Source organism: Paenibacillus taihuensis (assembly GCF_003386535.1).
Lineage (GTDB): Bacteria > Bacillota > Bacilli > Paenibacillales > Paenibacillaceae > Paenibacillus_Z > Paenibacillus_Z taihuensis.
The window spans coordinates 121989-148754 of the sequence record NZ_QTTN01000010.1 but is presented as its reverse complement, the minus strand read 5'-3'; the positions used below and the strand labels follow the sequence as shown (position 1 = coordinate 148754).

Annotated in this window: 17 protein-coding genes; 15 read left to right on the top strand and 2 right to left on the bottom strand. The window is 54.3% G+C overall.

Annotated elements, in window-relative coordinates; all coding sequences use genetic code 11:
* The 5 genes from rnhA to A8990_RS10990 all read left to right on the top strand — a co-directional run bounded on the left by rnhA (window position 1) and on the right by A8990_RS10990 (window position 6361).
* Window positions 1-666 carry a ribonuclease H gene (rnhA, locus tag A8990_RS11010; RefSeq protein ID WP_116189071.1) on the top strand — a complete coding sequence of 222 codons (666 nt, stop codon included), beginning with the start codon at window positions 1-3 and terminating at the stop codon, window positions 664-666.
* Window positions 667-700: 34 nt separating this feature from the next.
* Complete coding sequence (locus A8990_RS11005) at window positions 701-1009, top strand: thioredoxin family protein (RefSeq protein WP_116189070.1); 309 nt, start codon at window positions 701-703, stop codon at window positions 1007-1009.
* 412 nt (window positions 1010-1421) lie between these two features.
* Complete coding sequence (locus A8990_RS11000) at window positions 1422-3710, top strand: bifunctional diguanylate cyclase/phosphodiesterase (protein ID WP_181909511.1); 2289 nt, start codon at window positions 1422-1424, stop codon at window positions 3708-3710.
* Between the two features lie 6 nt (window positions 3711-3716).
* Entirely contained in the window at window positions 3717-5090 is a 1374-nt protein-coding gene (locus tag A8990_RS10995; RefSeq protein ID WP_116189068.1) for an ABC transporter substrate-binding protein, read from the top strand.
* Window positions 5091-5275: 185 nt separating this feature from the next.
* A complete protein-coding gene (locus tag A8990_RS10990; protein WP_116189067.1) occupies window positions 5276-6361 on the top strand; it encodes a glycoside hydrolase family 172 protein in 1086 nt (361 codons plus the stop codon).
* A 427-nt stretch (window positions 6362-6788) separates the two neighbouring features.
* Here A8990_RS10990 and A8990_RS31520 read toward each other — a convergent pair whose 3' ends face one another.
* Window positions 6789-6950: a hypothetical protein gene (locus tag A8990_RS31520; RefSeq protein WP_181909510.1), complete on the bottom strand. Its 162-nt coding sequence runs from the start codon at window positions 6948-6950 to the stop codon at window positions 6789-6791.
* 89 nt (window positions 6951-7039) lie between these two features.
* On the opposite strand from A8990_RS31520, the gene A8990_RS10985 reads away from it, so the two are divergent.
* The 3 genes from A8990_RS10985 to A8990_RS10975 all read left to right on the top strand — a co-directional run bounded on the left by A8990_RS10985 (window position 7040) and on the right by A8990_RS10975 (window position 10098).
* Window positions 7040-8347 carry a M48 family metallopeptidase gene (locus A8990_RS10985; RefSeq protein WP_116189066.1) on the top strand — a complete coding sequence of 436 codons (1308 nt, stop codon included), beginning with the start codon at window positions 7040-7042 and terminating at the stop codon, window positions 8345-8347.
* Window positions 8340-9131 carry a hypothetical protein gene (locus tag A8990_RS10980; RefSeq protein WP_116189065.1) on the top strand — a complete coding sequence of 264 codons (792 nt, stop codon included), beginning with the start codon at window positions 8340-8342 and terminating at the stop codon, window positions 9129-9131. The genes A8990_RS10985 and A8990_RS10980 overlap by 8 nt, the downstream gene beginning before the upstream one ends.
* A gap of 85 nt (window positions 9132-9216) precedes the next feature.
* Window positions 9217-10098, top strand: a complete 882-nt coding sequence (locus tag A8990_RS10975) for an ROK family protein (protein ID WP_116189064.1) — start codon at window positions 9217-9219, stop codon at window positions 10096-10098.
* Window positions 10099-10511: 413 nt separating this feature from the next.
* On the opposite strand, the gene A8990_RS10970 is transcribed toward A8990_RS10975, so the two are convergent.
* Window positions 10512-11396, bottom strand: a complete 885-nt coding sequence (locus A8990_RS10970) for a helix-turn-helix domain-containing protein (RefSeq protein WP_245995952.1) — start codon at window positions 11394-11396, stop codon at window positions 10512-10514.
* Window positions 11397-11605: 209 nt separating this feature from the next.
* Here A8990_RS10970 and A8990_RS10965 point away from each other — a divergent pair, with 209 nt between their 5' ends.
* The 7 genes from A8990_RS10965 to A8990_RS10935 all read left to right on the top strand — a co-directional run bounded on the left by A8990_RS10965 (window position 11606) and on the right by A8990_RS10935 (window position 26683).
* Complete coding sequence (locus tag A8990_RS10965) at window positions 11606-13960, top strand: glycoside hydrolase family 95 protein (RefSeq protein WP_245995951.1); 2355 nt, start codon at window positions 11606-11608, stop codon at window positions 13958-13960.
* A 122-nt stretch (window positions 13961-14082) separates the two neighbouring features.
* On the top strand, window positions 14083-16392 hold the full coding sequence (locus tag A8990_RS10960; protein WP_116189062.1) for a helix-turn-helix domain-containing protein: 2310 nt from the start codon (window positions 14083-14085) through the stop codon (window positions 16390-16392).
* Between the two features lie 19 nt (window positions 16393-16411).
* Window positions 16412-18049, top strand: coding sequence for an extracellular solute-binding protein (locus A8990_RS10955; protein ID WP_342772815.1), 1638 nt, complete (start codon window positions 16412-16414; stop codon window positions 18047-18049).
* Between the two features lie 257 nt (window positions 18050-18306).
* Complete coding sequence (locus tag A8990_RS10950) at window positions 18307-19236, top strand: ABC transporter permease (protein ID WP_116189121.1); 930 nt, start codon at window positions 18307-18309, stop codon at window positions 19234-19236.
* Window positions 19237-19252: 16 nt separating this feature from the next.
* Window positions 19253-20158, top strand: coding sequence for a carbohydrate ABC transporter permease (locus tag A8990_RS10945; protein WP_116189061.1), 906 nt, complete (start codon window positions 19253-19255; stop codon window positions 20156-20158).
* Window positions 20159-20297: 139 nt separating this feature from the next.
* The gene (locus A8990_RS10940) at window positions 20298-22010 is read left to right on the top strand and encodes a type 2 periplasmic-binding domain-containing protein (protein ID WP_425463899.1); all 1713 of its coding nucleotides are present in this window, start codon (window positions 20298-20300) and stop codon (window positions 22008-22010) included.
* Between the two features lie 170 nt (window positions 22011-22180).
* Window positions 22181-26683 (top strand): X2-like carbohydrate binding domain-containing protein, encoded by a 4503-nt coding sequence (locus A8990_RS10935; protein WP_245995950.1) that lies wholly within the window; start codon window positions 22181-22183, stop codon window positions 26681-26683.
* The last annotated feature ends 83 nt before the right edge of the window (window positions 26684-26766 follow it).

Here is a 26766-nt window from a genome sequence, read left to right as displayed (position 1 = left end):
ATGGCGAAGCAGAAATTTTATGTTGTCTGGGTCGGTCGAAAACCAGGCGTATATGCAAGCTGGGCGGAATGTCAGCTGCAGACGAACGGGTTTGACGATGCGAAGTTCAAGTCGTACGAAAGCCGTGCGGAGGCGGAGGAAGCGTATCAGGGCGGTTGGAAGAAAAATTGGGGACAAGGCAGCTCCGCTGGCAGCAGCGGCGGGGGGAGCAAGGGCTCGCCGTATAAGCGCAAGCCGGTCTCTGCCGCTGAGGTCGGGGAGATCGATTATGATAGCATTTCCGTCGATGTTGGCACGAACGGAAACCCGGGTCCCGTTGAGTATAAAGGCGTGGATACGAAGACGGGCGAAGTGATTTTTGCAGTTGGGCCGATCGCGAAGGGAACGAACAATCTCGGCGAGTTTCTCGCGATTGTGCACGGTCTTGCTTATCTGAAGAAGCTTGGCAGCAACAAAACCGTCTATAGCGACTCGGTCAATGCGCTCAAGTGGGTGCGAGAGAAGGCGGTCTCGTCAACGCTCGTCCGCGATGACTCTACAGCCGAGATCTGGCTCATGGTCGACCGCGCGGTTCGCTGGCTGCAAACGAATACGTACTCGAATAAAGTATTGAAGTGGCAGACGAAGGTATGGGGCGAGATTAAGGCGGATTACGGGCGAAAGTAGTCTGTAGTGAGTGGCTAGTGAGGTGGATGCCGCTATGGCGATGCAAGAGGTAACGGAACAGCAATGGCTGCAACGGGAAGCGGCTGCAAAGGAGAAGGAAGCGGTGTTCTTCTTCACGCCGCTGTGCGGTACGTGCAAGATCGGACTGCGCATGCTTGAAATTGCGGAAGCTGCGGGCGCTTCGGTGCCGGTGTCTTTAATTAATATCAACTACGCGCCTGTTCTTCGGGAGAAGTGGCGGGTTGCAAGTGTACCGTGCCTCGTCCTCGTTGAAGGCGGAGAACCGGTGCAGCGGGAATATGCGATGCAGTCGGTCGATACGTTGTATCAGCTGCTTAAATAGGTTGGTTGAAGGAAGAGGAAGGCTGCCAGGGGAATGGCGGTCTTTTTCTTTGTGAATGAATAGATGGGAATATCCATTTATTTGAAGTGATTTCGCTCCGGTAGCCCGAAATAACTGGAACTATCATTTCGGGTTAATCGATGTCTTGTAAGCAGAAACGACCGAAATAACTGGATATATCCAGTTATTCAAGATGAGCTCTGGAGTTTTCTTCTACGAAAGCTTGACGATGGTCAGTGCCGCTCCTGCCGCCCTTCTGCTCGAAAGGACGCTTTATTTTTGTGCGGACCATATATAAATCTAACACTTATAAATAACTTTACTAACGGCTATATGGTAAATTGGTAATGGAATGATCCTCCAGTCCTATAGCGCAAGCCGCGGATCTGGTACGAATGGAGGCAAATTGACGTTGACGCCAAGCTTTAAACCTTTTCTATTTATACTTATCATATCGACTGTGCTTGTAGCTGGCATCAGCTTCTATTCCTACTCGCAGTCCAAAGTGATTTTGAAAGAAAGAATGACGCTTGCAACCCAACAGACCGTCATGCAAACGGTCGATGAGCTTAACTTGATGCTGCGCAGCTACGAGGACCTCACCTACAACGTCATCACAGACGCCGGAATACTTAGCAGCCTTCAAACCTACGGCGACATGCAGAGCGACGAGCTGGACCGCTACAACGCCGCTAACCAAATCAAGTCAATCCTCTCCGTGCGCTTCTTCAATAAGGCAGACATTAAGGACGTTCATTTATTCCCGCTAGACACCTCCGCCAAAGAAATTTCAACTGTCGGTCCTTCGGAATCAAGACTCGCCTATGTGAACAGCGATTGGTACAAGCAGGCGATTGCCGGGGACGGGCGCAATGTGTGGCTTGAGACGAGACGTAACGGCTTTCTTGGAGTTGAATCGCCTTCTTTTGCCATTAGCCGCATTCTGAAACTGACGTCCGGTATTAAATTTATTCTGTTCATTGAAATCTCCTCGCAGGAGGTTAACGACGAGCTTGCCGAGACCCAGCTTGGCAAAACAGGAGAGCTCGTGCTGCTGAACGATGCGAGTCTGCTGCTTAGCCAGTCGCATCAAGGCATTATAGGCGACAAGTACCGGATTCCACTGCTTGCACCGGATAAGACGAATCGGGATGAGACGAAGTACTTGATGCGCAAAGCTTTTGTTCAAGTTGATGGCAAGGAACACCTGGTCGTAACGAGCAAGCTCGCCTCGACTGGCTGGACGGTAGAGGCGGTTTTTCCGGTCAACGAGCTCATCCAGGATACAGCGAAGCTTCGCAACACTATGTTAATCAGCATCGTTCTCATTGGCATCGCGACATTTCTGATCAACTTCTTCTACCAGCGCAGACTAAGCAACGCAGCGATTCGGTACATGGCCTACCACGATCATTTGACCGACCTGGCGAACCGCAAGCTGTTCAACGAGCTGCTGGACCGGGAAGTTGTCCTTTCGAAGCAGCAAGGCTTGCGTTTTGCCGTATTGTTTATCGACCTCGACAGGCTGAAGCTCATTAACGATACGTTCGGGCATGGCGCAGGCGATAAGCTGCTTGTCGATATTGGGGCGAAGCTGAAGCAGCACCTGCCGAAGTCGTATACGACAGCGAGGTTTGGAGGCGATGAGTTTCTGGTCCTGATGCCGAACGTCAAAGACGATTTCGAGATTGAAGTGGTGATTCATGAGCTTGCCGCACTCATCCAGCAGCCGATTTATTATCAGGACAAAGAGCTGTTCGTCTCTGCCAGCATCGGCGTCAGCATGTATCCGCAGGATGGCGATAGCGGACCGGCGCTGATCAAGAACGCGGATATGGCGATGTACAGCGTGAAGGAGAGCGGCCGAAGCAATCACCGTTTCTACGATGCAGAGATGGACAAGAAGTCGTACGGCAAGTTTGAGCTGGAGCGGGATTTGCGCAAGGCGCTGGAGAGGGAGCAGCTGCTGCTCGTCTATCAGCCGCAGGTTCATGTCGAATCCGGCGAAGTGGTAGGCGTTGAAGCGCTCGTTCGCTGGAAGCATCATGAGCAAGGAATGATTTCTCCGGCTGATTTCATCCCGATTGCGGAAGAAACACGCCTCATAATCCCGATCGGCGAGTGGATTCTGTATACCGCATGCAGGCAAAATAAATCGTGGCAGGATGCCGGTCTGCCTCCGGTTCATGTCTCGGTGAACCTGTCGATTCATCAGTTCCAGAGCCCTGGCATCGTCGATAATGTGGCATACATCCTCCGTGAGACGGGGCTTGCACCGCAGTATCTGGAGCTCGAGATTACCGAGTCCATCGCTATGCACGATGTAGAGCAGGTTATTCGAACGCTGCAAGGTCTATCGGACTTAGGGGTCAAGATTTCGATTGATGATTTTGGCACCGGTTATTCCTCGCTCAGCTATCTGAAGAACTTCCCGATTGAACGCCTGAAGGTGGACAAGTCCTTCCTCGACAATATGATTGAAAGCCCGAAGGAACGCGCCATAGTCGGGTCCATTATTGTGATGTCGCATAGCCTTGGTCTGAAAGTGACTGCAGAAGGTGTGGAGAACGTGGAGCAGGTGCAATTGCTGCGCGAGCTGAACTGCGACGACGCGCAAGGATATTACTACAGCCGTCCGCTGTTCCCAGACGATTGTGCCAAGCGAATAGCCGAGAATGCAATTTATGCAGGCAGGGGGTAGGCGCTAATGGGAACAATGGCAAGAGGAAGAATGCAGCTATTGCTTAGTTTGTTATTTATATCTGCTATAGCAGTGGGCTGCAGTGCGAAGGATAATCAATCGGCAAGGAGCAATCAGGCAGCAGATAACAAGCCAGGCAGCGGCGTAGAAGCGGCTAGCGGTGCAGCAGAGGATAACGTGCGGCTGCGGATGATGGAAAGCTTGACGAACCCGCAGCGAACGGGAATTTTGAAGCAGCTTATCGCGCAGTTCGAGCAGGAGAATCCTGCGATTCATGTGGAGCTGATCTCTCCGCCGTTCGATCAGGCGGATGCTACGATCGAAACGATGCTGGCAACGAAACAGGACCTTGATGTGATTGAAATTCGTGAGATAAACGTAGCGGATTACGTGAACAAGCATTATGTCGAACCGCTCGATGCGTATACCGCGGGCTGGCAGGATTATGCGACAGTGCAGCAAATTCCGCTAACCGTTGGCAGCGTGAATGGCAAGCTGTATTTTCTGGCGAATGGCTTGTACGAACGCCAGCTTTACTACCGTAAGGATTGGTTCGAGAAGGCGAATATTTCCCCGCCGTCTACATGGGAAGAGCTCTACGAAGCCGCCGTTAAGCTAACCGATCCGGCTCATAACCAGTACGGCTTCGCATTCCGTGGAGCGAAGGGGTCGAACGGTACCTTTGATGCCATGATCCGAACGTACAACGGACAAGAAATAAACTTGACGGACGGTGCTTTTCTAACAAGCGGCGCTACGATCTATTCAACGCAGCAGGCTGAAGAAGCGCTAACGCTCTATAAGAATCTGTATAAGGACGCCTCGCCGCAGGAATCGGTGTACTGGGGATTCGAGGAACATGTGAAGTCCTTCACGTCCGGTCAGACGGCCATGCTGCTGCAGGATTCCGACGTCATTCAAACGCTGCAGTCGTCGATGAAGCCGGGTACATGGGCGACAGTGCCGATGCCGAAGGGACCGAGCGGGAAGTCGCTGATCACGGTCGGCGCAGCGGGCTGGGGCATTCCGTCGGCGTCCGATCACAAGGCCGAGGCATGGAAGCTGATTGCGTTCCTGTCGAGTCCGGAGAACAATATTAAGTTCGGCAAGGCGTATGGGCTCGTGCCCATTCATACGACGGCTGCTGCAGATCCTTTCTTCACGATAGGTCCGTATAAAACGTTGATCGATATGACCAATGATCCAGATACCTACTTATACTATCAGACGCCGATTAAATACCCGGGAAATAATGAATGGTCGAAAGTATCCACGGCACTGGAGCAGGAGATGCTGCTTGGCAAAGCAACGGTGCAGCAGACGCTTGCGAACTGGGATGCGTACTGGAAGGAGCAGCAGCGGTTAATGCAGGGCAAATAGACTAGCAGCAGGGCAACAGGGCAGAGGGGCAGTCCGATCCGGAAGGAACGGCTGCTTTTTTTGTCATAACATCAGGGATTGTTAGAATTGGGGATTGACACTTTATGGCAAATCAAGGTAGCATTGGTGCCATGTTCATTGCAGTAACCGTTTACATACCAATGTGATAGGGAGAGAGCAGCGACGTGTATAACTTTAACGGCCTTGATATGGGGATTGGCAACCTCGCACGTTTATCGAACGCGAAGACGAGATCGATCAGTCCGGAGAACTTCACAGGGGAACCGGGCAAAGGCGCTATGGCGACTGAGGGTACCGGCAAAAACTGTGCGCGTGATCTGGGCATAGGCTGGAAAGTATCGCCCTCGGTGGAAATTGAACCTGGCGCGACGCTAACGATGGCTGAAATTGAAGGTCCCGGTGCGATTCAGCATATTTGGCTGACCTGCTTCCCAGGCTCGTGGCGCAATATGATTATTCGCTTCTATTGGGACAATGAGGAGACGCCTTCGGTCGAAGTGCCTGTCGGCGATTTCTTCTGCAACGGCTGGCAGGAGCGCTGCAATGTGAACTCCTTCCCGGTAGCCGTTAATCCGGCTGGCGGAATGAACAGCTACTGGCAGATGCCTTTCCGCGGAACGGCTCGAGTTACAATGGAGAATACGTCGAAGACGGACAAAGCGGTGCTGTACTACCAGATCGACTACACGCTTACAGATGTGCCGGAGGATATGGCCTACTTCCACGCGCAGTGGAGAAGAAGCAATCCGGTTCCTTATAAAGATGTGCATACCCTGATTGACGGCGTGAAGGGCAAAGGCCACTACGTCGGCACGTACCTCGCTTGGCAGGTGAACAACACGGGCTGGTGGGGCGAAGGCGAGATCAAGTTCTTCATGGACGGCGACGCGGAGTTCCCGACGATTTGCGGCACGGGGACGGAGGATTATTTTGGCGGGGCGTGGAACTGGGAGCATCCGCAAGGGCAGTATGGCGTGTACTCGACGCCGTTTCTCGGCATGCATCAGGTTATTAAGCCGGACGGCTTGTACCGCAGCCAGCAGCGCTTCGGCATGTATCGCTGGCATGTGCAGGATCCGATCCGCTTCGATTCGGAGCTGCGCGTGACGATTCAGGACCTTGGCTGGCGCTCCGGCGGACGCTATCTGCCGCAGCAGAGCGACATCGCATCGACGACGTTCTGGTACCAGGCGGAGCCGCATGCACCGTTCCCGGAGCTTCCGGGCAACGATGAGCGTGAAGTGATTTAGGAGATTGGACAAGCATAGCCGGACGTGAAAGACGGAGCAAAACAGGAAAAACAGAGCGAGACAGGAAAAATAGAGCAAGACAGGAAAAAGGCCGACTCTTAAGGGAGTCGGCTCAATGCTCGAGAACTCCCAGGTGCGCCGAGTGGCGACGGATTTGTTCACTTCTGTGACTCGGTAAGCACACTGGTGCTATTTTGGATTTATCCACTCTAATATCCAGATATTAGGTTATAATTGAAGTTATGTTGGATTTATCCACTCATATTCACGGAATGGGGTCATTTCTCTTCTTTTCAGTTAAAATGAATGGATTTTTCCACTATAGCCTGTCAATTACCGCCTAAATCGTTCTTCTTATTGGATTTATCCAACATAGCTCCTCTTTCTCGAAAATCTGGCCGACTCTTAAAGGAGTCGGCCTTCTTCATTACCGGCGCAGCCGTCTAACGCCGTTATAGATTGACCATAGGCCAACGGCGGAGTAGAGGACTATACGCGTGGTGCTTACGTATGGAGGAACAAGCGCAACGACGATACAAAATAACCCCAAGGCAATCATGATAGCTGCATAGATTTTTACGCCCTTCATATACACACTCCTTTGCTAAATTACGTTCCTTAGACGAAACATGCTATGATTAGTTTACCCTAAACTTTGGAAAAGCAGGAGTTGTTTCGATGCCTCGACGTCGTCGTTCTAAAGGGCTCATATGGTTCGTACTATTCATCGTCTACGCGGCGCTGGTGACCGCTTATGTGTGGTACACGTCGCCGAACAATGTGCCTTCTTCGTATGCAGGAACACCAGCCGATCCGGCTGCGTTCTTCTCGAGCAAGCAGCTGGCGGACAGCGCGCGGCTGAATGCGATGCGCAACTGGATCTTCTTCATTAGCGCGCCTTGGGAATGGCTCATCTATGTATTTCTGCTGTTCGGCGGGCTAGCTCGCTACTGGCGGGATGCGCTGGAGCGGAGGAGACTGCCGCTTATTGTGCGGTTTCCGCTGTTCGTGCTGCTCGTGGATACTGCGTCGTTCGTGCTGTATTTGCCGCTGCGCGCGCTTAGCTTTGCATTGTCGAAGTCTTACGGCATCTCGACGCAGCCTTGGCTCGGCTGGCTTCGGGATAAGATCGTCGCCCTCGGCGTCGGCTATGTCACCTTGCTGGCGGTTACGGCGGTTGCGTTCTGGATTCTGTCGCGCCGAGGCAGGTGGTGGTTGAAGCTGTGGCTCATCTCGGTGCCATTCACGGTGTTTATGATGTACGTGCAGCCGGTTATCATTGATCCGCTATACAACAACTTTACGCGGCTCTCTGACCCGGTGCTGGAACAGAAAATTCTCGCGCTTGCTGCCAAATCCGACATCCCCGCGAGCCGCGTCTATGAAGTGGACATGTCCGCCAAAACAAACGCGATAAACGCCTACGTCACCGGCATCGGCTCATCCTTGCGCATCGTGCTGTGGGATACGACGCTGAAGCAGCTGAACGAGCAGGAGATTCTGCTCATCATGGCGCATGAGATGGGGCATTATGTGATGCACCATCTCGAATGGAGCGCACTTGGTGCAGTGGGCTCGTCGCTCGTCATGATTGTCATTGGCGGCTGGATCTACACGTGGTCGATCCGCCGCTTCGGGGACCGGCTTGGCATTCGCAGCCGCTCGGATATGTCGGCGCTGCCGCTGCTGCTGCTCATCGTGTCGCTGCTGTCGTTCGCGTCGCTTCCGGTGAGCAATTATGTGTCTCGCCAGGCGGAGTCGGCGGCGGATGCGTACGCGATGGATACGCTCGGCACGGCCGACGGCTCCATCTCCATGCAGCAGAAGACCGCGCTCGTTACGCTGAGCGACTTGAACCCGCCGCTGCTCGTTCGCTGGTTCCGCGACACGCATCCGAGCGACATGGAGCGGATCGTCGCGGCGATGGAATTCGCGAAGAAGCATCCGAAGCCGGCAGCGGACAAAGGGGCAGCTGCCGGTGAGTAGCGGCGGCGCAGCGAAAGGCGAGGTGTCGCTCTATCTGCTCGCAGGACTCGCGACCGCGCCGCTGTTTATGGAAGGCTTCCGCGTGGCGCTTCATGGCCAGCTCGCGCGGGAAGGGTACGATGTAACGGCATCGGAGCTGCTGTTCCCGTACGGCACTTGGTCACGCAACGTCCTGCCGCAGATTTGGGAAATCGGGCGGGACATGCAGCGGGGTCCGCGCAGGTCGGCGCGCTCGATCGGCGGCAGGCGAACGCTCGCGGCAATCGGAGAGAGCCGGCTGCGCCGCGGCCATGACGCTGCGTCGGGCGGCGGCCGGACGATATTCATCGGCCATAGCGGAGGCGGCGTCGCAGCAGTGCATGCTGCAATGCATCTGCTGGAGCATGACGACAGCGGGCTGAGCCCGATCGTCGTCATGATCGGCTCGCCGCGCTGCCGTATACCGGAGCAGCTGCGGCCATCGGTGTTGTATGTGTATGCGACGAACGCGGGAGCACCGGCGTCCGGCGGCAAGATCACGGACGCCATCTGCAAGCTGGGCACTTTCGGCGGCTGGGGCGGAGGTATCGGCAGGAGCGGGGAATCTGTTATGAAAGCGGGACGAAGCTTCCTTCCGGGCTGGAACCATAACAAGTACGGCCCGGATGGCGCTTGCGGGGTGCCGATTATTGGCTGGCATCCGGATTATTTTCGCGAGCAGGCGCCTTATGTGAATGGGATGGGGCTCACGAATAAGTGGCTCACCCTGCACGCCGTGTGGGAATGGCTGCGCGGCAAAATATAACTTGCCGCTGGCTGGTAATTTTGCTATTTTGCATAGTAGTAGTTAAAGCCATCATCGGGAAGCCGAGTAGGAGGATATGGGGAGCATGTTGATTGGAGCGGTAGAAGCAGGTGGAACGAAGTTTGTTTGCGGGATTGGCGGCGAGGACGGCGTCATCCAGGATCGGGTGAGCTTCCCGACGGAGCAGCCGGAGAAGACAATTGCTAATGTCATTAACTATTTCCGTGATAAAAAGGTTGAAGCAATCGGTATCGGCTCATTCGGACCGATTAATATTGATCCGACAAGCCCGCAATACGGCTATGTGACGACGACGCCGAAGCCGGGTTGGGGCAACTATCCGGTGCTGCCGGAGCTGCGCAACGTGTTCGACGTGCCATTCGGCTGGGATACGGATGTGAACGCGGCCGCGCTCGGCGAAGCGACATGGGGTGCGGCGGCTGGACTTGATAGCTGCTTGTACTATACGGTCGGCACGGGCATCGGCGTCGGTGTTTATGCAGAAGGCAAAATGGTGCACGGCCTCGTTCACCCAGAAGGCGGTCACGTGCTGACACGCCGTCATCCGGAAGATACGTTCGAAGGCTTCTGCCCGTATCACGGCGATTGCTTGGAGGGTATGGCAGCAGGGCCTGCGCTCGAGCGCAGATGGAAAATGAAAGGCAGCGAGCTCGGCGCAGATCACCCGGCTTGGGAGATGGAAGCCTTCTATATCGGACAAGCGGTATCGAGCGCGATTCTGCTCATGTCGCCGAAGAAGATCATTCTTGGCGGCGGCGTTATGCACCAAGAACAGCTGTTCCCGCTCATCCGCGCGGAAGTGCGCAAGAACTTGAACGGCTACGTCAGCGCTGAAGCGGTGCTGGACGGCATCGACAGCTACATCGTGCCGCCAGGTCTTGGCGACAACGCGGGCTTGTGCGGCTCGCTCGCGCTAGGCTTGCGTGCGCTGCAAGAGGCGAAATAGCAGTAAGATTGGAATGGAAGCGAAGGGCTCATGCGTTGATGCATGAGTCCTTTGTCTGTAGAGAAAACCATAACGGTTGTCACAGCAGTAGCAGTAGCAGTAGCAGGAGCTCTGCACGAGTATCTCTGTATTGGATATATCCATTATAGAATTGCGAAATATAGAGGAATTGCCGTCCATGTTGGAAAAATCCACCCATTTCCACCTGTTTGAAGCTATTATCGACTTTTCAGCCGGAAATGAATGGATTAATCCATTATAGCTCCGAAGAATCGCCAATTCGGGATGGAATGAGTGGATAAATCCATCATAGCAATCGCAAGTAGGCTGCATGAGGTGTAACTAAACGGGCAGCGTGGCTTCTTAATCCTTCAAGGCCGACCCTACGGGGGTCGGCTTTTTGCTGTGCATCATTACAGGTTTTTGCGCGGATTCTGCCGGTACTGCTTCGGGCTGACGCCATAATACGCCGTGAAATGGCGCGTGAAGGGGTGAATGGACGGATAGCCCAGCTTATCAGCGATGGCGGTCACGCTGAGATCGCTCTCCTGGAGCAGATGCATGGCGCGCTTCATCCATAGCCGGTGCTGGTAAGCTTTCGGGGTCATGCCGGTCTCGCGCAGGAATAGCTCGTGAAAGTAGGTTCGCTTCAAGCCGCACAATGTCCACCACTGCTCGACCGTCTCGCGCCGCTCCGGGTTCATCTCGAGCTGCTCCAACAACCGTACGATTCGATAATCGTGCGGCTGGCGTGTGCTGCAGGCATGATGCCAGCTGAGCATCCATGCGTACAGTAAGCTGTTGACTGCCTCACTCCGATAGTGAAGCAGCTCGTTATACAGCTTCACGATATGAAGGAAAGCATCGTACAGATGCGGGTACGGCTGCAGCGAGAACACGCCCGGCAGCGTATCGAGCTCGTCGCATGGCTCCGAGGTCGATTGCTCATGCAGCCGGAACGGATTCGGCGCATAGATAAAGGTACGGTGAAGGGATACCGGATCGCGGTTATCCCACATATCGCAGTACAAGTTATGCGAGGCGAGCGGGTGCTTCGGCGAGATGTGGAAAGCATGCGGCTGACCGGGACGCAGGAAGATCAGCGTTCGCCGCTCGATTGGATACCGTACCCCGTCGATTTCCATTTCCCCGGGGCCATCCGTGAAGAGGTGGAAGGCATAGACGCTGCATACACGCAGTCCTTCATTCGAGCTGCCGTCGTACAAGTAAGGCATCGAATCGCCGACGAAGGGCGTCAGCTCCGCTAAAGTCCTCATATCGTAATCCTCTGTAGTCATATCGTAATCCTCCGTAGTCATAGCGAATTTACCGGATGAATCGTCAAATTTATGGATGGGTTAACAAATACGGAAATACAAGTCCATGATACGATAAATCCTATGAAAATTAAAGAACTGTACCAGCATCCGCAAGGGTAACTAAAACTGAACTGGCGGATTAATAAGCAACTGCAGCGAATGCGGTTCGATAGGAGGAGATCGACTCGATGAAGCTTCGATACGATGGACCGGCACCGGGCTGGAAGCAAGGCCTGCCGCTCGGAAATGGCCGGCTTGGAGCAGTCGTGTATGGCGACGGCGCAAGTGAGACGTGGTGTATCACGGAATTGACCTACTGGTCGGGCAAGTCGGAGCCAGCGGTGACGGCGTCGCAGGGGAAGAGCGACATTGATGCAATGCGGGAGCTGTTCTATGCGGGCAACTACGTGGAAGGCGAAGAAATGGCAAGCCGGCTGCTGCAGGCGGAGAAGCGAAACTTCGGCACGAACCTGTCGCTTTGCGATGTGCGGCTGTCGTTTGCAGGCGGCGACCAAGGCGAGAGCATGACGCGCGAGCTGAACTTGGAGGAGGCCGTTTATCGTGCAGTGAGCACGAGCACGAGAACGAGCACAAGTAAGAACATGGCAGTTGACGATTCGAGCCTCATCCGCGAAACGATTGCTTCGCATCCGAACAACGTCATTGCCTCTCATGTGCGGCGTGAAGGGATAACAGTCGGCGGCGTAGCCTTCACGCTTCGGCTCGAGGGACGGACAGATCGGTTCGATGCCCGCGCTTCTGGCGACGATATGCTCGTGTTCGAAAGCCAAGCAACCGAGACGATGCATAGCGATGGTACCTGCGGTGTGAAGAGCAGAGGGGCGGTCCATGTCGTCGCAGCCGGCGGGTCAGTAACGCTGCAAGACGCTGCTATTGTTGTGGATGGCGCCGACGAGGCTTGGATTTATTTTGCGGTGGAAACGGATTACCGCCGGGAGGACGAAGCTTGGGAGCAGGAGGCTGCGAGCCGGGTGAAGCAGGCTGCCGAGCAGGGCTACTCTCAGGTGCGAGAGGCGCATATTGCCGATTTCAAGCAGCTCTACGGAAGAGTTGAAGCTGACTTCGGCGATTCCGGCGCTTCGGCACTGCCAATCGATGAGCGGGTGCGGCTGCTTCGCGGCGGCGGTGATGATCCGCAGCTGTTCACGCTGTTCTTCCAATACGGACGCTACTTGATGATTGCCGGATCGCGTCACGATTCGCCGCTTCCGATGCATCTGCAAGGCATCTGGAACGATGGCGAAGCGAATCGGATGGCATGGAGCTGCGATTATCATCTCGATGTGAACAGCGAGATGAACTATTATGGGGCCGAAGCGGCGAACCTGGCCGAGTGCCATCTGCCACTTATGCGCTACATTGAGCGGCTGGCGGAAGCGGGGCGGGAAACCGCACGAAGCTACTACGGCTGCGAAGGCTGGACAGCTCATGTATTCTCGAACGCATGGGGATTCACGGAGCCGGGCTGGCATTATTCGTGGGGACTCAATGTGACCGGCGGGCTATGGATTGCGAATCAGCTGCGCGAACATTATGAGTACGGAAGAAGCGAATCCTTCCTGCGCGAGTCGGCGTATCCGGTGTTGAAGGAGTCGGCATTATTCTTCCTGGACTATATGACGATCCATCCGAAGTACGGCTGGCTCGTGACCGGTCCGTCCAACTCGCCGGAGAACAGCTTCTACGTCGGCGGCTCTCGGGATCGTTCCTACACACTTTCGATGGGACCGACGATGGATCAGTCGCTCGTGCGCGATCTGTTCGCGTTCTGCCTGGAAGCAAGCGAGCAGCTGGGCGTCGACGAACCGCTTCGCGAGCGGCTGCGGCAGGCGATTGAACTGCTGCCGCCGCTTCAGATCGGCAAGAGCGGGCAGCTGCAGGAATGGCTGGAGGATTACGGCGAGGCGCAGCCTGACCATCGCCATCTGTCGCATCTGTACGCGCTGTATCCGGGCGGTCAGATTACGCCGCATGGCACGCCTGAGCTGAGTGAAGCGGCAAGGCGCACGCTTACGATGCGGATGCGCGACGAAGGACTGGAAGATGTCGAGTTTACGCTCGCGTTGTTCGCGGCGAGTTTTGCTCGGCTGCATGATGGGGACCGCGCGTACGATCAGTTATCGTATTTGATTGCGGAATTGTGCTTTGACAATTTGCTCACGTACTCGAAGGCGGGCATCGCCGGGGCGGAGACGAATATATTCGTGGCGGACGGCAACTTCGGCGCAGCGGCGGCGGTCACGGAGATGCTGCTGCAAAGTCACGCGGGTGAAATCCACTTGCTTCCAGCGCTGCCGTTCCAGTGGCATACAGGCCGCATCACCGGACTTCGCGCCAGGGGGAACGCTGAAGTTGATATCGAATGGCAGGGCGGCGAGCTGATCACAGCGACGATTCATTCGCATGCACAGCTAGAGACCGTGGTGCGGTACGGAGAAGGCATCGTGCCGATTACGCTTGCGGCGGGCGAGAGCTGCCGGCTTGAGCGCAGCGCGTTCGCGGCTGAGGAGCAGCTTCGATAGATCCATAGGAGGCAACTGCAGCGAAGGATGCTTGCGGTTGTCTTTCCCTTTTTGGAGGATTACATTCGGCCGAAGCAGAGGATATAATGAGTGAGATACGGAAAAAGCGGGGGGGACGACGTGTGAACAGGCATTCCAGAATTTTTCGCAATTTCTTGATCTCATATATCGTAATCCTCATTATTCCGAGCTTGGCCGGGTACATGTCCTACCGGACCTCTATCGCCGTGACGCAATCGATCTCCATTGAGAATAGCGTGACACAGCTTCAGAAGAGCCAGCAAATGCTGGAGCGCCGGATGGCTGAGGTGGAAGGCTTCACGAGGCAGCTTGCGCTCAATCAGGACCTGTACGTACTGATGAACGAGAAGCAGCGCAGCGGCGGCGACGAAGGCAACGTATACGGCATTTGGAAAATCATGAAGGAAGTTATGGTGTTCAGCCAGACGAATGATTTTCTGAAAAACTATTACATCTATCTGCGCAACTATAACGTTGTGCTGACGCCGGGGTCCGCGTATTTCAGACCGGAGCACTATTACGATAGCGCGCATTATACGAAGCTGAGTATGCAGCAATGGAAAAGCATGATTATGGACAAGACGCACAGCCGTGAAGTGATGCCGCTCATGCCCTTCTCCTTGAACAACATTTCGACCTCTGTCATTTCATATATGCAATCGCTTCCACTGGACAGCTTCGGCGAACAAGCCCCGGCAACGGTCGTTGTCCTCATCGACCAGAAGACGATTGCAAGTCTCCTCTCCGGGGTGAAGGAGCGCTATGGCGGCTGGACTTACGTCAGCAATGCGCAGGGCGATGCGATCAGCATGCTCGGTATCGACGAGAAAGATACGATGGCGATGAATGCGGACAGTGCGTTCAATAAGGAGAAGCAGAGCCAGTTCTACAAGGATGATCTTGTCATTACCATTCGCTCGGCGTCTACCGGGTGGATCTACCGGGCGGGCATTCCACGTTCGGCGCTTATGGAGAATGCGAATTATATTAAGTATATCTCGTGGTCCGTTACCGGCATCGCGATCCTTGTTGGTCTAGTTGTAGGCTGGTTTCTGTCACTACGCAACAGCGCTCCGATCAATCGGCTGCTCGGCGTCATGCGGGAGCAGTTTGGCAAGGATGAGCCTATTGGGCGCAGCGGCAACGAGTACGACTTTCTGCAAGGGAACATCTCGACCATTATTACGAGCAACCGGGCACTGGAGCAAGAGCTGAACCGGCAGCTGCCGCTTATCCGCGATGCATTCCTGAAGCGGCTGGTCGCAGGCGAGTTTCAGACGCAGGAAGAGATTGGCGCGGCCGCTTCGCAAGCGGGCGTGGGCTTGTCGCTGCGCGAGGGCTACGTCGGCATCCTGCACATCCATGGGTATGCGGGACTCGATTCGGTAGAGATTTTGAATGAGCTGAGCGCGGCGAGGCTGTTGCTCAAGCAAAGTCTGCGCGACGTCGATAGCCGAATTCTGATGACTGACTTGGGTTCGGATCGCGTTGTTGCGATTTTTCCAGCTACCCATGAGAAAACGGATGAGCAGCTGAGCATGGCGGATATCGAGCAGCTGCTCGAGCCGTTCGCGGCCATGATGTTCAGCGAATATAAGATTACAGTGACAGGCTCGTTCGGTGATCCGTTCACCTCAGAGATGGAAGTGAGCCGCTCGTACGAACAGGCGAAGGAAACGATGGGCTACGCCGATTACATGCAGCGCAAGGGCTTCCTGTGGTACGCGAATATTCGCCAGGAGAGCGCGACCTATTACTACCCGCTCGACATGGAGCTGCGACTCATAAGTACCGTTCGCGCCGGGGAAGAGACCGAGGCGAAGCGCATTGTGGGGTCGGTCATGCAGCAGAATACGGAGGATCGCGAGCTGTCGCCGGAGATGGCGAACCAGCTCATCGTCGAGCTGAAGGGGACGCTGCTGAAGCTTCTCGATCAGAAGGCGTTCGCCGAGTCCGAGCAGTTCGAGGAAGTGAAGAACCGCGTGCTGGAGATTCAACTGACAGGCACCATTGAAGCGGTTCGAAGCGAGCTAGACCGCATTATCGAAGCGATGTGCGGCATGATCACGAGCAAGAAGAACGATCTGCATATTAAGACGGTCGAGCAGATTAAGCAATTTATCGCAGCGCAGTATGGGGACTCGGAGCTGACGCTCTACCGCATCGCGGAGCAGGCGGAACGGCCGGAGAAATATATTTCGCAGCTGTTCAAAGAGGTGACGGGCACGAATTTGTCCGATCATCTGGAGAAGGTGAGAATGGACAGGGCCGCAGAGCTGCTGCAGGACAAGTCGTACACGGTGGACGAAATCGCGCTGCAAGTCGGGTACAACAGCTCGCATTCGTTCCGCCGCGCCTTCAAGCGCGTTATGGGCGTAGCGCCGAGCGCTTACCGGCAATCATTTGACTAGTGGCAAGAAGGGAGCGAGCATGCTGATGAAGCTTCGCCTGATCATATGGATGCTCATGAGCAGCATGCTGTTTAGCGCATGCTCCTCGGAAGCTCCGAAGCTGCAGAGACCGCATCAAGGAAGCACGAACATTACGATTTTCGCACAGCAGGACAGCGGACAGAACCTGCAGACAAGCTCTTTCACGACTTATCTCGAACAGACGTATGGCGTGCACTTCAACTGGGAGGCGATTCCCTATGAAGGCGCGAAGGAGAAGCGGCAAATCTCGCTCGCGAGCGGCAGCTATGCCGATACGTATATTCTGACCGCCTACATCGATCAATTCTCCAAGGCGGAGGTGCTGCGATACGGGAAGCAGGGGATATTCCTGCCGCTGAACGATCTGATCGACAAGTATGCGCCCCATATTAAAGCGGCGTTCAAGCAGAATGCTGCGCTCAGGGAGCTGAACACCGCGCCGGATGGCAACATCTATGGGCTTGTCAGCTACAGCGAATGCTTCCATTGTTCCTATCCGAACAAGATGTGGCTGAACAAAGTGTGGCTGGACAAGCTGCATTTGGCCATGCCGCAGACGCTGGATGATTTTAAAAAGGTGCTTGAAGCATTCAAGACAAAGGATCCGAACGGCAACGGCGCGGCGGACGAAATTCCGCTCAGCGGCTCGACGGAGAACTTCGGCGTGCATCTTGTTCCATTCCTGATGAACGGGTTCATTTATGACGATGACCGTAATTATTTGGCTTTGTCCGGCGGCAAGGTCGATACGGTGGCGAATAAGCAGGAATGGAAGCAAGGGCTCTCTTATATCAAGTCGCTCTATGATGAAGGGCTTATTGATCCCGGTGCCTTCACGCAGAATTCGGAAGCCTACAAGCGGCTTGGCGATAACGAAGGAGACGTCATTCTTGGAGCGGGCGCAGCCATGCATCCGGACATCTTCGCATCAGACTCGACGGGGAGCGATCGTTCGCGCATTTACGCTCCCGTGCCGCCGCTGAAGGGCCCTTATGCGGCTTATGCGGTTCATGATGATGGCGGTATTCCGCCTGGGGCAAAGTTTGTCATTACGAACAAAGCTACAATGAAAGAGCAAATCGCCCTTATCCGAATGGTAGACTATATGTATACGCCAGAGGGACAGCTCCACGCGGAATCCGGTGACGAGGGCGTCGGTTGGCGCAAGCCTCTGCCGGGTGAAACAGCGCTTGGCAAAGGCGTTGCTCCGAGGAAGGCCGGCATTCCATCCAACCCAGACAAGCCGAACAATTCCGGCTGGATCGGTACGGCTCATTTCTACATGCCGAGCTCGTATCGGGACACCTGGGTACAAGACACCGACATTTATGCGCCGAACGGCTATGAGCGCCGGCTGCAGCAAGCGACGGAGCTGTACGCGGGCAAGGAGCCGAAGGAGCTGTTCCCGGCATGGATGATTTGGGTGAATGAGGCTGATGCCCAGCGGGCGAGCGTGCTGGAGACGAATTTGAAGAACTACATCGATCAGAATACACTTGAATTTATTACCGGCGCGCAGAGCTTGGACACCGATTGGGGCGCCTACGTGAAAGGCTTGAACGAGATGGGGCTGTCCGATTATTTAGCCATCATGCAGCAAGGTTATGATGAATACTTGGACAACCACACCAAATAAACGAGAATCCCGGACCGCTGGATGCGGCCGGGGTTCTTTTTTTTGCATGTATAGCGGAAAATGGCCGTTCTGCGGGCAATTGTCCGCCTGAAAACGGGGCAAATGTACGCCGAAAACCGCAAATGTACCTATGCCGGAAGCGGCCGGGGACACTATGATCGGTCATGTGGAAAGCGTTATCATGCAGCGCTTAGAGGCATCTGGGAGGGATTGGATTGAACGTGGAAATCGCAGTTGAACAACAGACAGGGGCATCCATAAAGAGAAGACGAGGACGCCTGTCCAGCGCAGCGGCGAGAAGCTTTGCGAAGCATTGGCAGCTCTACTTGGTCGTCATACCGCCGCTGCTGTACTTTATTATTTTCAAGTATTATCCGATGCTGAACGCGGTTCTGGCTTTCAAGGACTACAACGTTATTAAAGGCATTTGGGGCAGCCCGTGGGTCGGCATGAAGAACTTCAAGCTGTTCTTCGATAATCCGATCTTCTGGAATCTCATTAAGAACACGATTTATCTGAGCGGTTACCTGCTGCTCGCCGGGTTTCCGATACCGATTGCGCTTGCGCTGATGCTAAATGAGGTGCGCAGCAATAGGTTCAAGCGGTTCGTGCAGCTCGTAACGTTCGCGCCGTACTTCATCTCGACCGTCGTCATGGTATCGATCATCATGCTGTTTCTGGCGCCGCGGCTCGGGTTTATCAATGTGCTGATGAATCATCTCGGCCTGGACTCGATCAACTTCCTCGGCATGCCGAGCATGTTCCGATCGATCTATGTATGGTCCGATATTTGGCAGACGGCAGGCTATTCCGCAGTCATTTATTTGGCAGCGCTTGCAGGCATTGACCCTACCTTGTACGAGGCGGCGAAGGTAGACGGCGCGTCTCGCTTTCAGAAGATATGGCATGTAGATTTGCCTGGCATTCTTCCTACGATCATCATCGTGCTCATTCTGAATGTGGGCAACGTGATGGCGATCGGCTTTGAGAAAGTTTATTTGCTGCAAAATCCGCTTAATCTCGTGAATTCGGAAATCATCTCGACTTACGTGTACAGCATCGGCTTGCTGAACGCCAACTATAGCTTCGCAACGGCGGTCGGCTTATTCAACTCGGTGATCAATTTGGTGCTGCTCGTGCTGGTCAATGGCTTGGCCAAACGGTTTTCGAATAACAGTCTGTGGTAGAAGGAGCTAGAAACGTATGTCTTCAATGATAACTACGAGAACAAGGATCAAGGAGTCGGCTGGCGATCGGCTGTTCATGGCCGTCGTGTATACGATATTGACGCTTGTGCTGATTGCCGTCATTTATCCGCTTATCTACATCTTGAGCAGCTCGATCAGCAGCCCGTCAGCGGTCACTTCCGGCAAGGTATGGCTGTGGCCCGTGGACATTTCATTCAAAGGCTTCGAGACGCTCTTTCATACCCCGCAAATCGTGACGGGGTACGGCAACTCGCTGTTCTACACGGCAGCCGGCACGCTCATTAGCGTCGCGCTCACCGTCATGATTGCCTATCCGCTGTCTCGCAAAACGTTCTTCGGACGCAGCGCGATCATGATGATTATTACGTTCACGATGATCTTCAGCGGCGGGTTGATCCCGACGTATATGGTCGTCCGAGGCTTGCATCTCATAGACACGCGCTGGGCGCTGCTCATCCCGAATGCCATCTGGGTATGGCAGGTCATTATCGCCAGATCGTTCTTCATGTCATCCATTCCCGAAGAGCTGATTGAAGCGAGCGAAATTGACGGCTGCAGCGATTTGCGCTTCATGCGCAGCGTCGTGATCCCGCTGTCTAAGCCGATCCTGGCGGTGCTCGTGCTCATGTATGCGGTCGGCCAATGGAATGCGTACTTCGATGCGCTGATCTATCTCAAGTCGGCGAAGCTGTTCCCGCTGCAGCTCATCCTGCGCAGCATTATTATCCAGAACAACAGCTCCGGCGTCATGGACGCGATGAAACAGGTGGAACGTCAGCAGCTTGCTGAATTGCTCAAATATGCGCTAATCGTCGTAGCCACGCTTCCGGTGCTCATTATTTATCCATTCGTGCAGCGGTTCTTCGTGCAAGGCATGCTCGTCGGTTCTGTAAAAGGCTAGTGCCGCAAGTGTGCTAGCCAGCAGTCCGGCAGAGCAGCGGAATCTGGTAAACCGATTCATCTTGAAAGGGGAGATAGGTATGTAATGTAGGGGGTTCGTTCGGCACTTGTTAATACACTAAAAAAGGGAGCGATCACAGTTGAAAAAGAGAATGGGAAGCATCGCGGCAACACTCGTCACCTTCAGTATGATATTGGCTGCATGCGGAGGCAACAACGCAGCGAACAACACGTCGAATAGCGGCGCCAATAATGGAGCAGCGTCGAACACGACGAATACGACGGCAGCATCCAATAATGCTGGCAATTCCGAAGCTTCAAGCGATCCGGTGCCGGTAAAGGTCTTTACAATTCAAGAGTCCGGCATTGACCTGCCGACCAATAAATTTACCGCTTTCGTAGAAGACAAATTCAAGATGAAAATAGACTGGGAGCTTAATCCGTCGGATGGCGCGAAAGAGAAACGCCAAATCTCGCTTGCGAGCGGCGATTACCCGGACGCTTACATGCTGCCGGCCTATATTGACCAGTTCTCTCAGGCGGACGTGCTGAAGTACGGCAAACAAGGCGTGCTGCTGCCGCTGAACGATCTGATTGATCAATACGCGCCGAACATCAAGGCAGCGATGGAATCGAACGCGGATTTGAAAGCGTTTAATACGGCGCCGGACGGCAATATCTACGGCCTTGTCGCTTATGCGCAATGCTTCCATTGTTCCTACCCGAACAAGATGTGGCTGAACACGAAGTGGCTCGATAAGCTCGGCTTGCAAATGCCGAAGACGACGGAAGATTTCAAGAAGGTGCTGGAAGCGTTCAAAACCAAAGATCCGAACGGCAACGGCAAAGCGGATGAAGTGCCGCTGAGCGGTTCGACGGAGGACTTCGGCGTTCGCGTCATTCCGTACCTGATGAACGGCTTCGTCTATGACGACGACCGCAATTACTTGAACCTGACTGGCGGCAAGGTAGAATCGGCTGCCATCAAGCCGGAATGGAAAGAAGGCCTGCAATACATCAAGTCGCTCTATGACGAGAAGCTCATTGATCCAGGCGCATTCACGCAAAATGCCGAAGCGTTCAAGAAAATCGGCGAAAATGCGGATACGCAAATTCTCGGCGCAGGCGCAGGCATGCACCCGGCGATCTTCGTTAACATCGACAAAGGCAATAAGTACTCCGCTGATTACAATCCAGTACCTCCGCTTCAAGGGCCGCATGCGCAATTTGCAACGCATGACGGCGGCGGCGTAGCACCAGGCGCGAAGTTTGTTATTACGAACAAAGCAAGCAAAGAAGCGCAAATTGCTCTTATTAAGCTCGTTGACTATATGTTCACGCCGGAAGGCCAAACGAACGGCGCATCGGGTATGGAGGGCATTGACTGGGAGAAGGCTGGCCCGAATGACGTAGCGCTTGGCGAAGGCGTGAAAGCGGAGTTCAAACCGATTCCTGCGAAGGAAGGCGATGCACCGCACAATGCCGGCTGGAGCGGCGTTGCCCACTTCTATATGCCGAAGGCTTACCGCGACAGCTTCGTACAGGCGACTGATATTTATGATCCTTCAGGCTATGAGCGCCGTCTGTATAACGCAACGCTGCTGTACCAAGGCCATGAGCCACAAGAGCTGTTCCCGGCTTGGTCGGTATGGATCGATCCGTCGGAGACAGACGAAGCAAGCATGCTGCAAACGAACATCAAGAACTACATCGAGCAGAGCGCGCTTCAGTTCATTACAGGCAACAAGGATCTGAACAAGGACTGGGATGCGTATGTACAAGGCTTGAAAGACCTGAAGCTGGACCGTTACCTTGAAATTCTGCAAAAAGCGTACGATTCTTCCAAAAAATAAGTTCTCGTGGAAGTGCTGGACGCTCTGGCTAGCCAGAGCGTCTTTTTCTTGCTAGTCGTGCAATTGTCAGAGTAGAAACCATCAGTGTAATTGTCGTTGACTTGCATTAGCCAATGAACCTCATTAAAAATGAAAGCGCTCTACAAGGTGCTTGTGAAGGAGATGTTGGTGTGAAATTGAAGCTGAAAAAGAGCGGGTTCGTGCTGCTGCTAGCTTCGCTTGTCGTTGCCCAGTTCGGATTGATCCCGGCGAAGGATGTCGCCAAGGCTGCAGATAACGGTTTGGCGACGAAGCCTTACATGGGCTGGAGCAGCTACAGCTTGCAGGTGTATGACGGTCCGGGAGGTAACTGGACGTCGGCGGCCAAGATCAAGCAGCAGTCTGACGCCATGCACGAGAAGCTGCAGTCGCACGGCTACGAATACATAAATATCGACGCTGGCTGGAATGGAGGCATGGACGAGTATGGCAGGCCTATTCCGAGTACAACGCTGTATCCGGATGGGTTCAAGAATGTCATTGATTACGTTCATCATAATGGACAGAAAATCGGCATTTATATGATCCCGGGTCTATCCCCGGCCGCTTATGATGCTGACTTGCCGATCTACGGTGCGCCTGGCTGCAGTATGAAGGATATTGCCGCACAGCCGCTGCGTCAAGCGGACTATTGGGAAATCGGCTACAAAATCGACTTCGAATCTGACAGCTCCAAAGGATGCGCGCAGGCGTATATCGACTCGATCGCGGACCTCATTGCTTCATGGGGCATTGACTTCGTGAAGTTCGATAGCGTCACGCCGGGCTCTGGCCACAATGATACGAAGATCGATGCCCGCGGCGATGTTGAAGCGTGGTCCAAGGCGCTGGCGAGGCAGGATCATAAAATTTGGTTCGAGCTTTCTTGGGCGCTCGACCCTAACTATGCCGACTTCTGGAAAGCCCATGCGAACGGCTGGCGAGTCGATTGGGATGTGGAGTCGTACGACAGCAATGTCGGCATGACGCAATGGGTGAATATTGCCCGGCTGTTCCCGGATGCAGCGCTTTGGTGGCGCCATGCCGGCCCAGGCGGCTGGAATGACTTCGACTCGCTCGACATCGGCAATGGCTCGATGGACGGCTTGACGAAGGACGAGCGGCAGAGCGCAATGACGCTGTGGGCGATGTCCTCCGCGCAATTGTATACGGGCGATGATATGACGAAGCTGGATGACTATGGCTTGTCGCTGCTGACCAATGACGAGGTGATTGCGGTCAATCAGGCAGGGCATCCGGCTCATCCGGTGTCCACGGCGACAAAGAGCCAAGTGTGGTACGCCAATAACGGCGACGGCACGTATACGGTTGCGCTATTCAATCTCGGCTCCAGGGAGTCGAATGTTTCCGTGAACTGGAGCGACATTGGCTTAAATGGCGGCGCATCGGTTCGCGACTTGTGGAGTCATAAGGACTTGGGGAATTTCGCTTCAGGTTACACAGCGCAAGAACTGCAGCCGCATGCTTCCAGACTGTTCAAAGTGAAAGCGAGCGGCGGCGGCATCTCAAGCGTGAACGATGATGATACCGGCATGAAGTATGTAGGGGAGTGGCAGCGAAACGGCGGCTATGAAGTCGCGCCAAGCTCGCAGGACCTTGAGGTTGCGATTAGCGATTCCTCCGTTTCGAATCAAACGGTGAACGAGCAGCAAGTGCAGGAGCAGCAAGAGCAGCAAGTAACAACGCTCGATGCGCCAACCAGTCACTATGCCGTCATGAACGACAATAATGCTGACATTGTATATTCGGATGGCTGGCAGTCCAGTACAGGCCGCAACTTTGGCGATTATCAAGGCGATGTGCATTATGCGCAAGCGGATGGTGCGCAGCTGACGTATACGTTCAACGGAACAGGCATCGATTTTATTACGGAAACGGATAGCTCGCAGGGCAGCATCGACTTCTACATCGATGATGTCTTCGATAAGACGGTCAACACCTCCGGCTCTGGTACGCGGGGGGCTGGTCAAACGGTTTACAGCGTCGCGGATCTTCCAAGCGGTCAGCATACCCTTAAGGCCGTTAAACATTCGAACTCCTCCGGCGATTTTATGCTCGTTGATGCGCTGAAGGTAACGAGCGATTCGCTTCTTGGTTCGACTGAAGAGGCATTCGATAATAGCAACCCATCGGACGTGACGACGACGCTTTCTTTTGGCGCGGATTCACTGAAGGGTATTCGCAATGGCGATGCGACACTCGAGGCAGGAAGCGACTACACGGTATCCGGCAATATGGTTACGATCAAACAAGCTTATTTGGCTCAACTGTCGGAAGGTCAAACGGACTTTACGTTTGATTTTGCAGGCGGAGATAGTCAAACCTTCGCGGTTACGGTGACCGGCGTGCCGGTGTCGAACCCTACCCCAGAAGGAAGGTATGCGAGCATCAATAACGATGATCCGGCTATTCAGTATGATGGCTCTTGGACCCGAAACTCTGGCCGAGGACTGGGCGATTACATGGACGATGTTCAGTACAGCCAGCACAACGGCGATTCGTTCCAGTACACGTTCCGTGGCACAGGCGTACAGTACATTACGGAGATGGATAGCTCTCAGGGCGAGGTGGATATTTACATCGACGGCGTGTTCAAGCAGACGGTGGATACACACAGCAGCGGGCGGCTCGCGAAACAGATCGTTTATGAAATTAATGGGTTGACGGACAGCCAGCATACGATTAAGGCCGTTAAAAAGTCCGGCGACTACATGCTGCTCGATATGCTGAAGGTTCGGATTGCGGATTTGATTGACCCAACCACGGCGGCATTCGACCGCAATCCGTCCGAGCAGACGGATCTTACCGTGAATCTGCTTGAGCGTGCAAGTCATTTCAGCATTATTTCGAACGGATCCGCAGTGCTTGTGAAGGGAACGGACTATACGGTTAGCGGTACCGTAGTCACGATTAAGAAAAGCTACCTGGCATCACTCCCGGCTGGCAGTGTGAAGCTGAGCTTCAGCTTTGACGGTGATTATCAGCAGGATGTTCATGCGACAGCGATTAATGGCGACTACGTTACGTATACGTTTATCGGCACGGGCATCGAGCTGCTGGGACCAACGGGTCCGGCTCAAGGCGAGATGGATATCTATGTCGATGGCGTCTTGAAGACGACGGTAAATGCATACAGCGAGGAACGACTCTTACTGCAGCATTTATACGGCATTGATGGGCTTGCGGGAAGTCAGCATACGGTTAAGATCGTTAAGAAATCGGGCGATCTGCTGCTTATTGACCGGTTGAATTATACGGTATCGACAGCTTCCGCGGCGCAACCGCCAACTTCAGGCACATCAACGCCGCCTGTAGGATCGGGCAGCACGGAGATAATTAATGGCAATGTGAACACTGGCGCATCGGGCGACGGCATTCAGGTTGCGATTACGCGGACGACGCAAGCTAACGGTACGAAGCAGGATACGGTGACATTCGGAGAGGATGCGGCGAAGAGCGCTGCGGAGAAGCTTAAGGCTGCAGGCGTTCATACGGCTACCATTGTCATTCCGGATGAGAAGGGCGAAGTATCGGAGACGAATGTCACGATTCCGCAGGCGTCGAAGCAGGTGATGGCTGATGACGGGCTCGATTTGGGCATCGATACGGCGAGCGCAGGCATCGAGATTCCGAATGCTTCCTTGCAAGGCTATGACGGTGATGCGGCGTTCAAGTTCGTTCCCGTGAAGGACACGGCTGCGCAAGGGCAAATCGAGGATCGAGCGAACAAGGCAGCAGTCGTTACAGCTGCGGTGGGCGGCAGCGAGGTAGCGTTGATTGGAAAGCCTGTCGCGATCGAGACGAATTTCCAAGGTCGAGCTGTCGATGTCATACTGCCTGTTGATGCAGCGCTTATTGCCGGGCTCGAGCCGGGGCAGCTTGGCGTGTATATCGAGCATAGCGATGGCACGACGGAATATAAGCAAGCCGTAATTGTGGAGTGGAACGGCGGCAAAGGCTTACGGTTTACGACTGACAAATTCAGCACATTTGCGATCGTTAAACATGAGGTCGTCACTAGCAATCATTCGGCTTATATGAAAGGCTTCGCCGGCGGTCTGTTCAAGCCTGGCAGCCAAATTACACGTGCCGAAATGGCCGCGATTCTATCACGCGTCGTTACGCGCGAGGGAACAGAGGGTGAAATTCGCTTCCAGGATGTGAAGTCGGGACACTGGGCAGCAGGAGCGATTGCCAAAGTGACGAAGCTTGGACTCATGCGCGGCTTCACAGACGGCACATTCAAGCCAGAGAAGCCGGTTACGCGTGCCGAAATGGCAAGCCTCGTGTCCGCACTGCTGACCGGTGACGTGAAAAAAGGCGCAGGCTTCAAGGATATCGCGGGCAGCTGGGCGGAGCAGGCGATATTGAACGTACAGGGCGCGGGCGTTATTAAAGGCTTCGAGGACGGCACATTCCGTCCGAATCTCGCACTGACTCGCGCCGAGGCGGCTGCTATAATTAATCGTGTACTCGGCCGCGGTCCTCTCTATGGTGAAGCGAATCTGCCGTGGAAGGATGTACCGAGCACGTATTGGGCTTATGCAGATATTGCTGAAGCATCGCTTGACCATGCCTACACCGCAAGAACCGATGGCGGCGAACAGCTTGGGGTCGTTAACGCCATAAGATAGTTGTCTTACCGTTGTTAGATCAAAGGCCCTTCCGATTTCATTCGGAAGGGCTCATTCTACGAAGGGACGTGAAACTTGTGCTG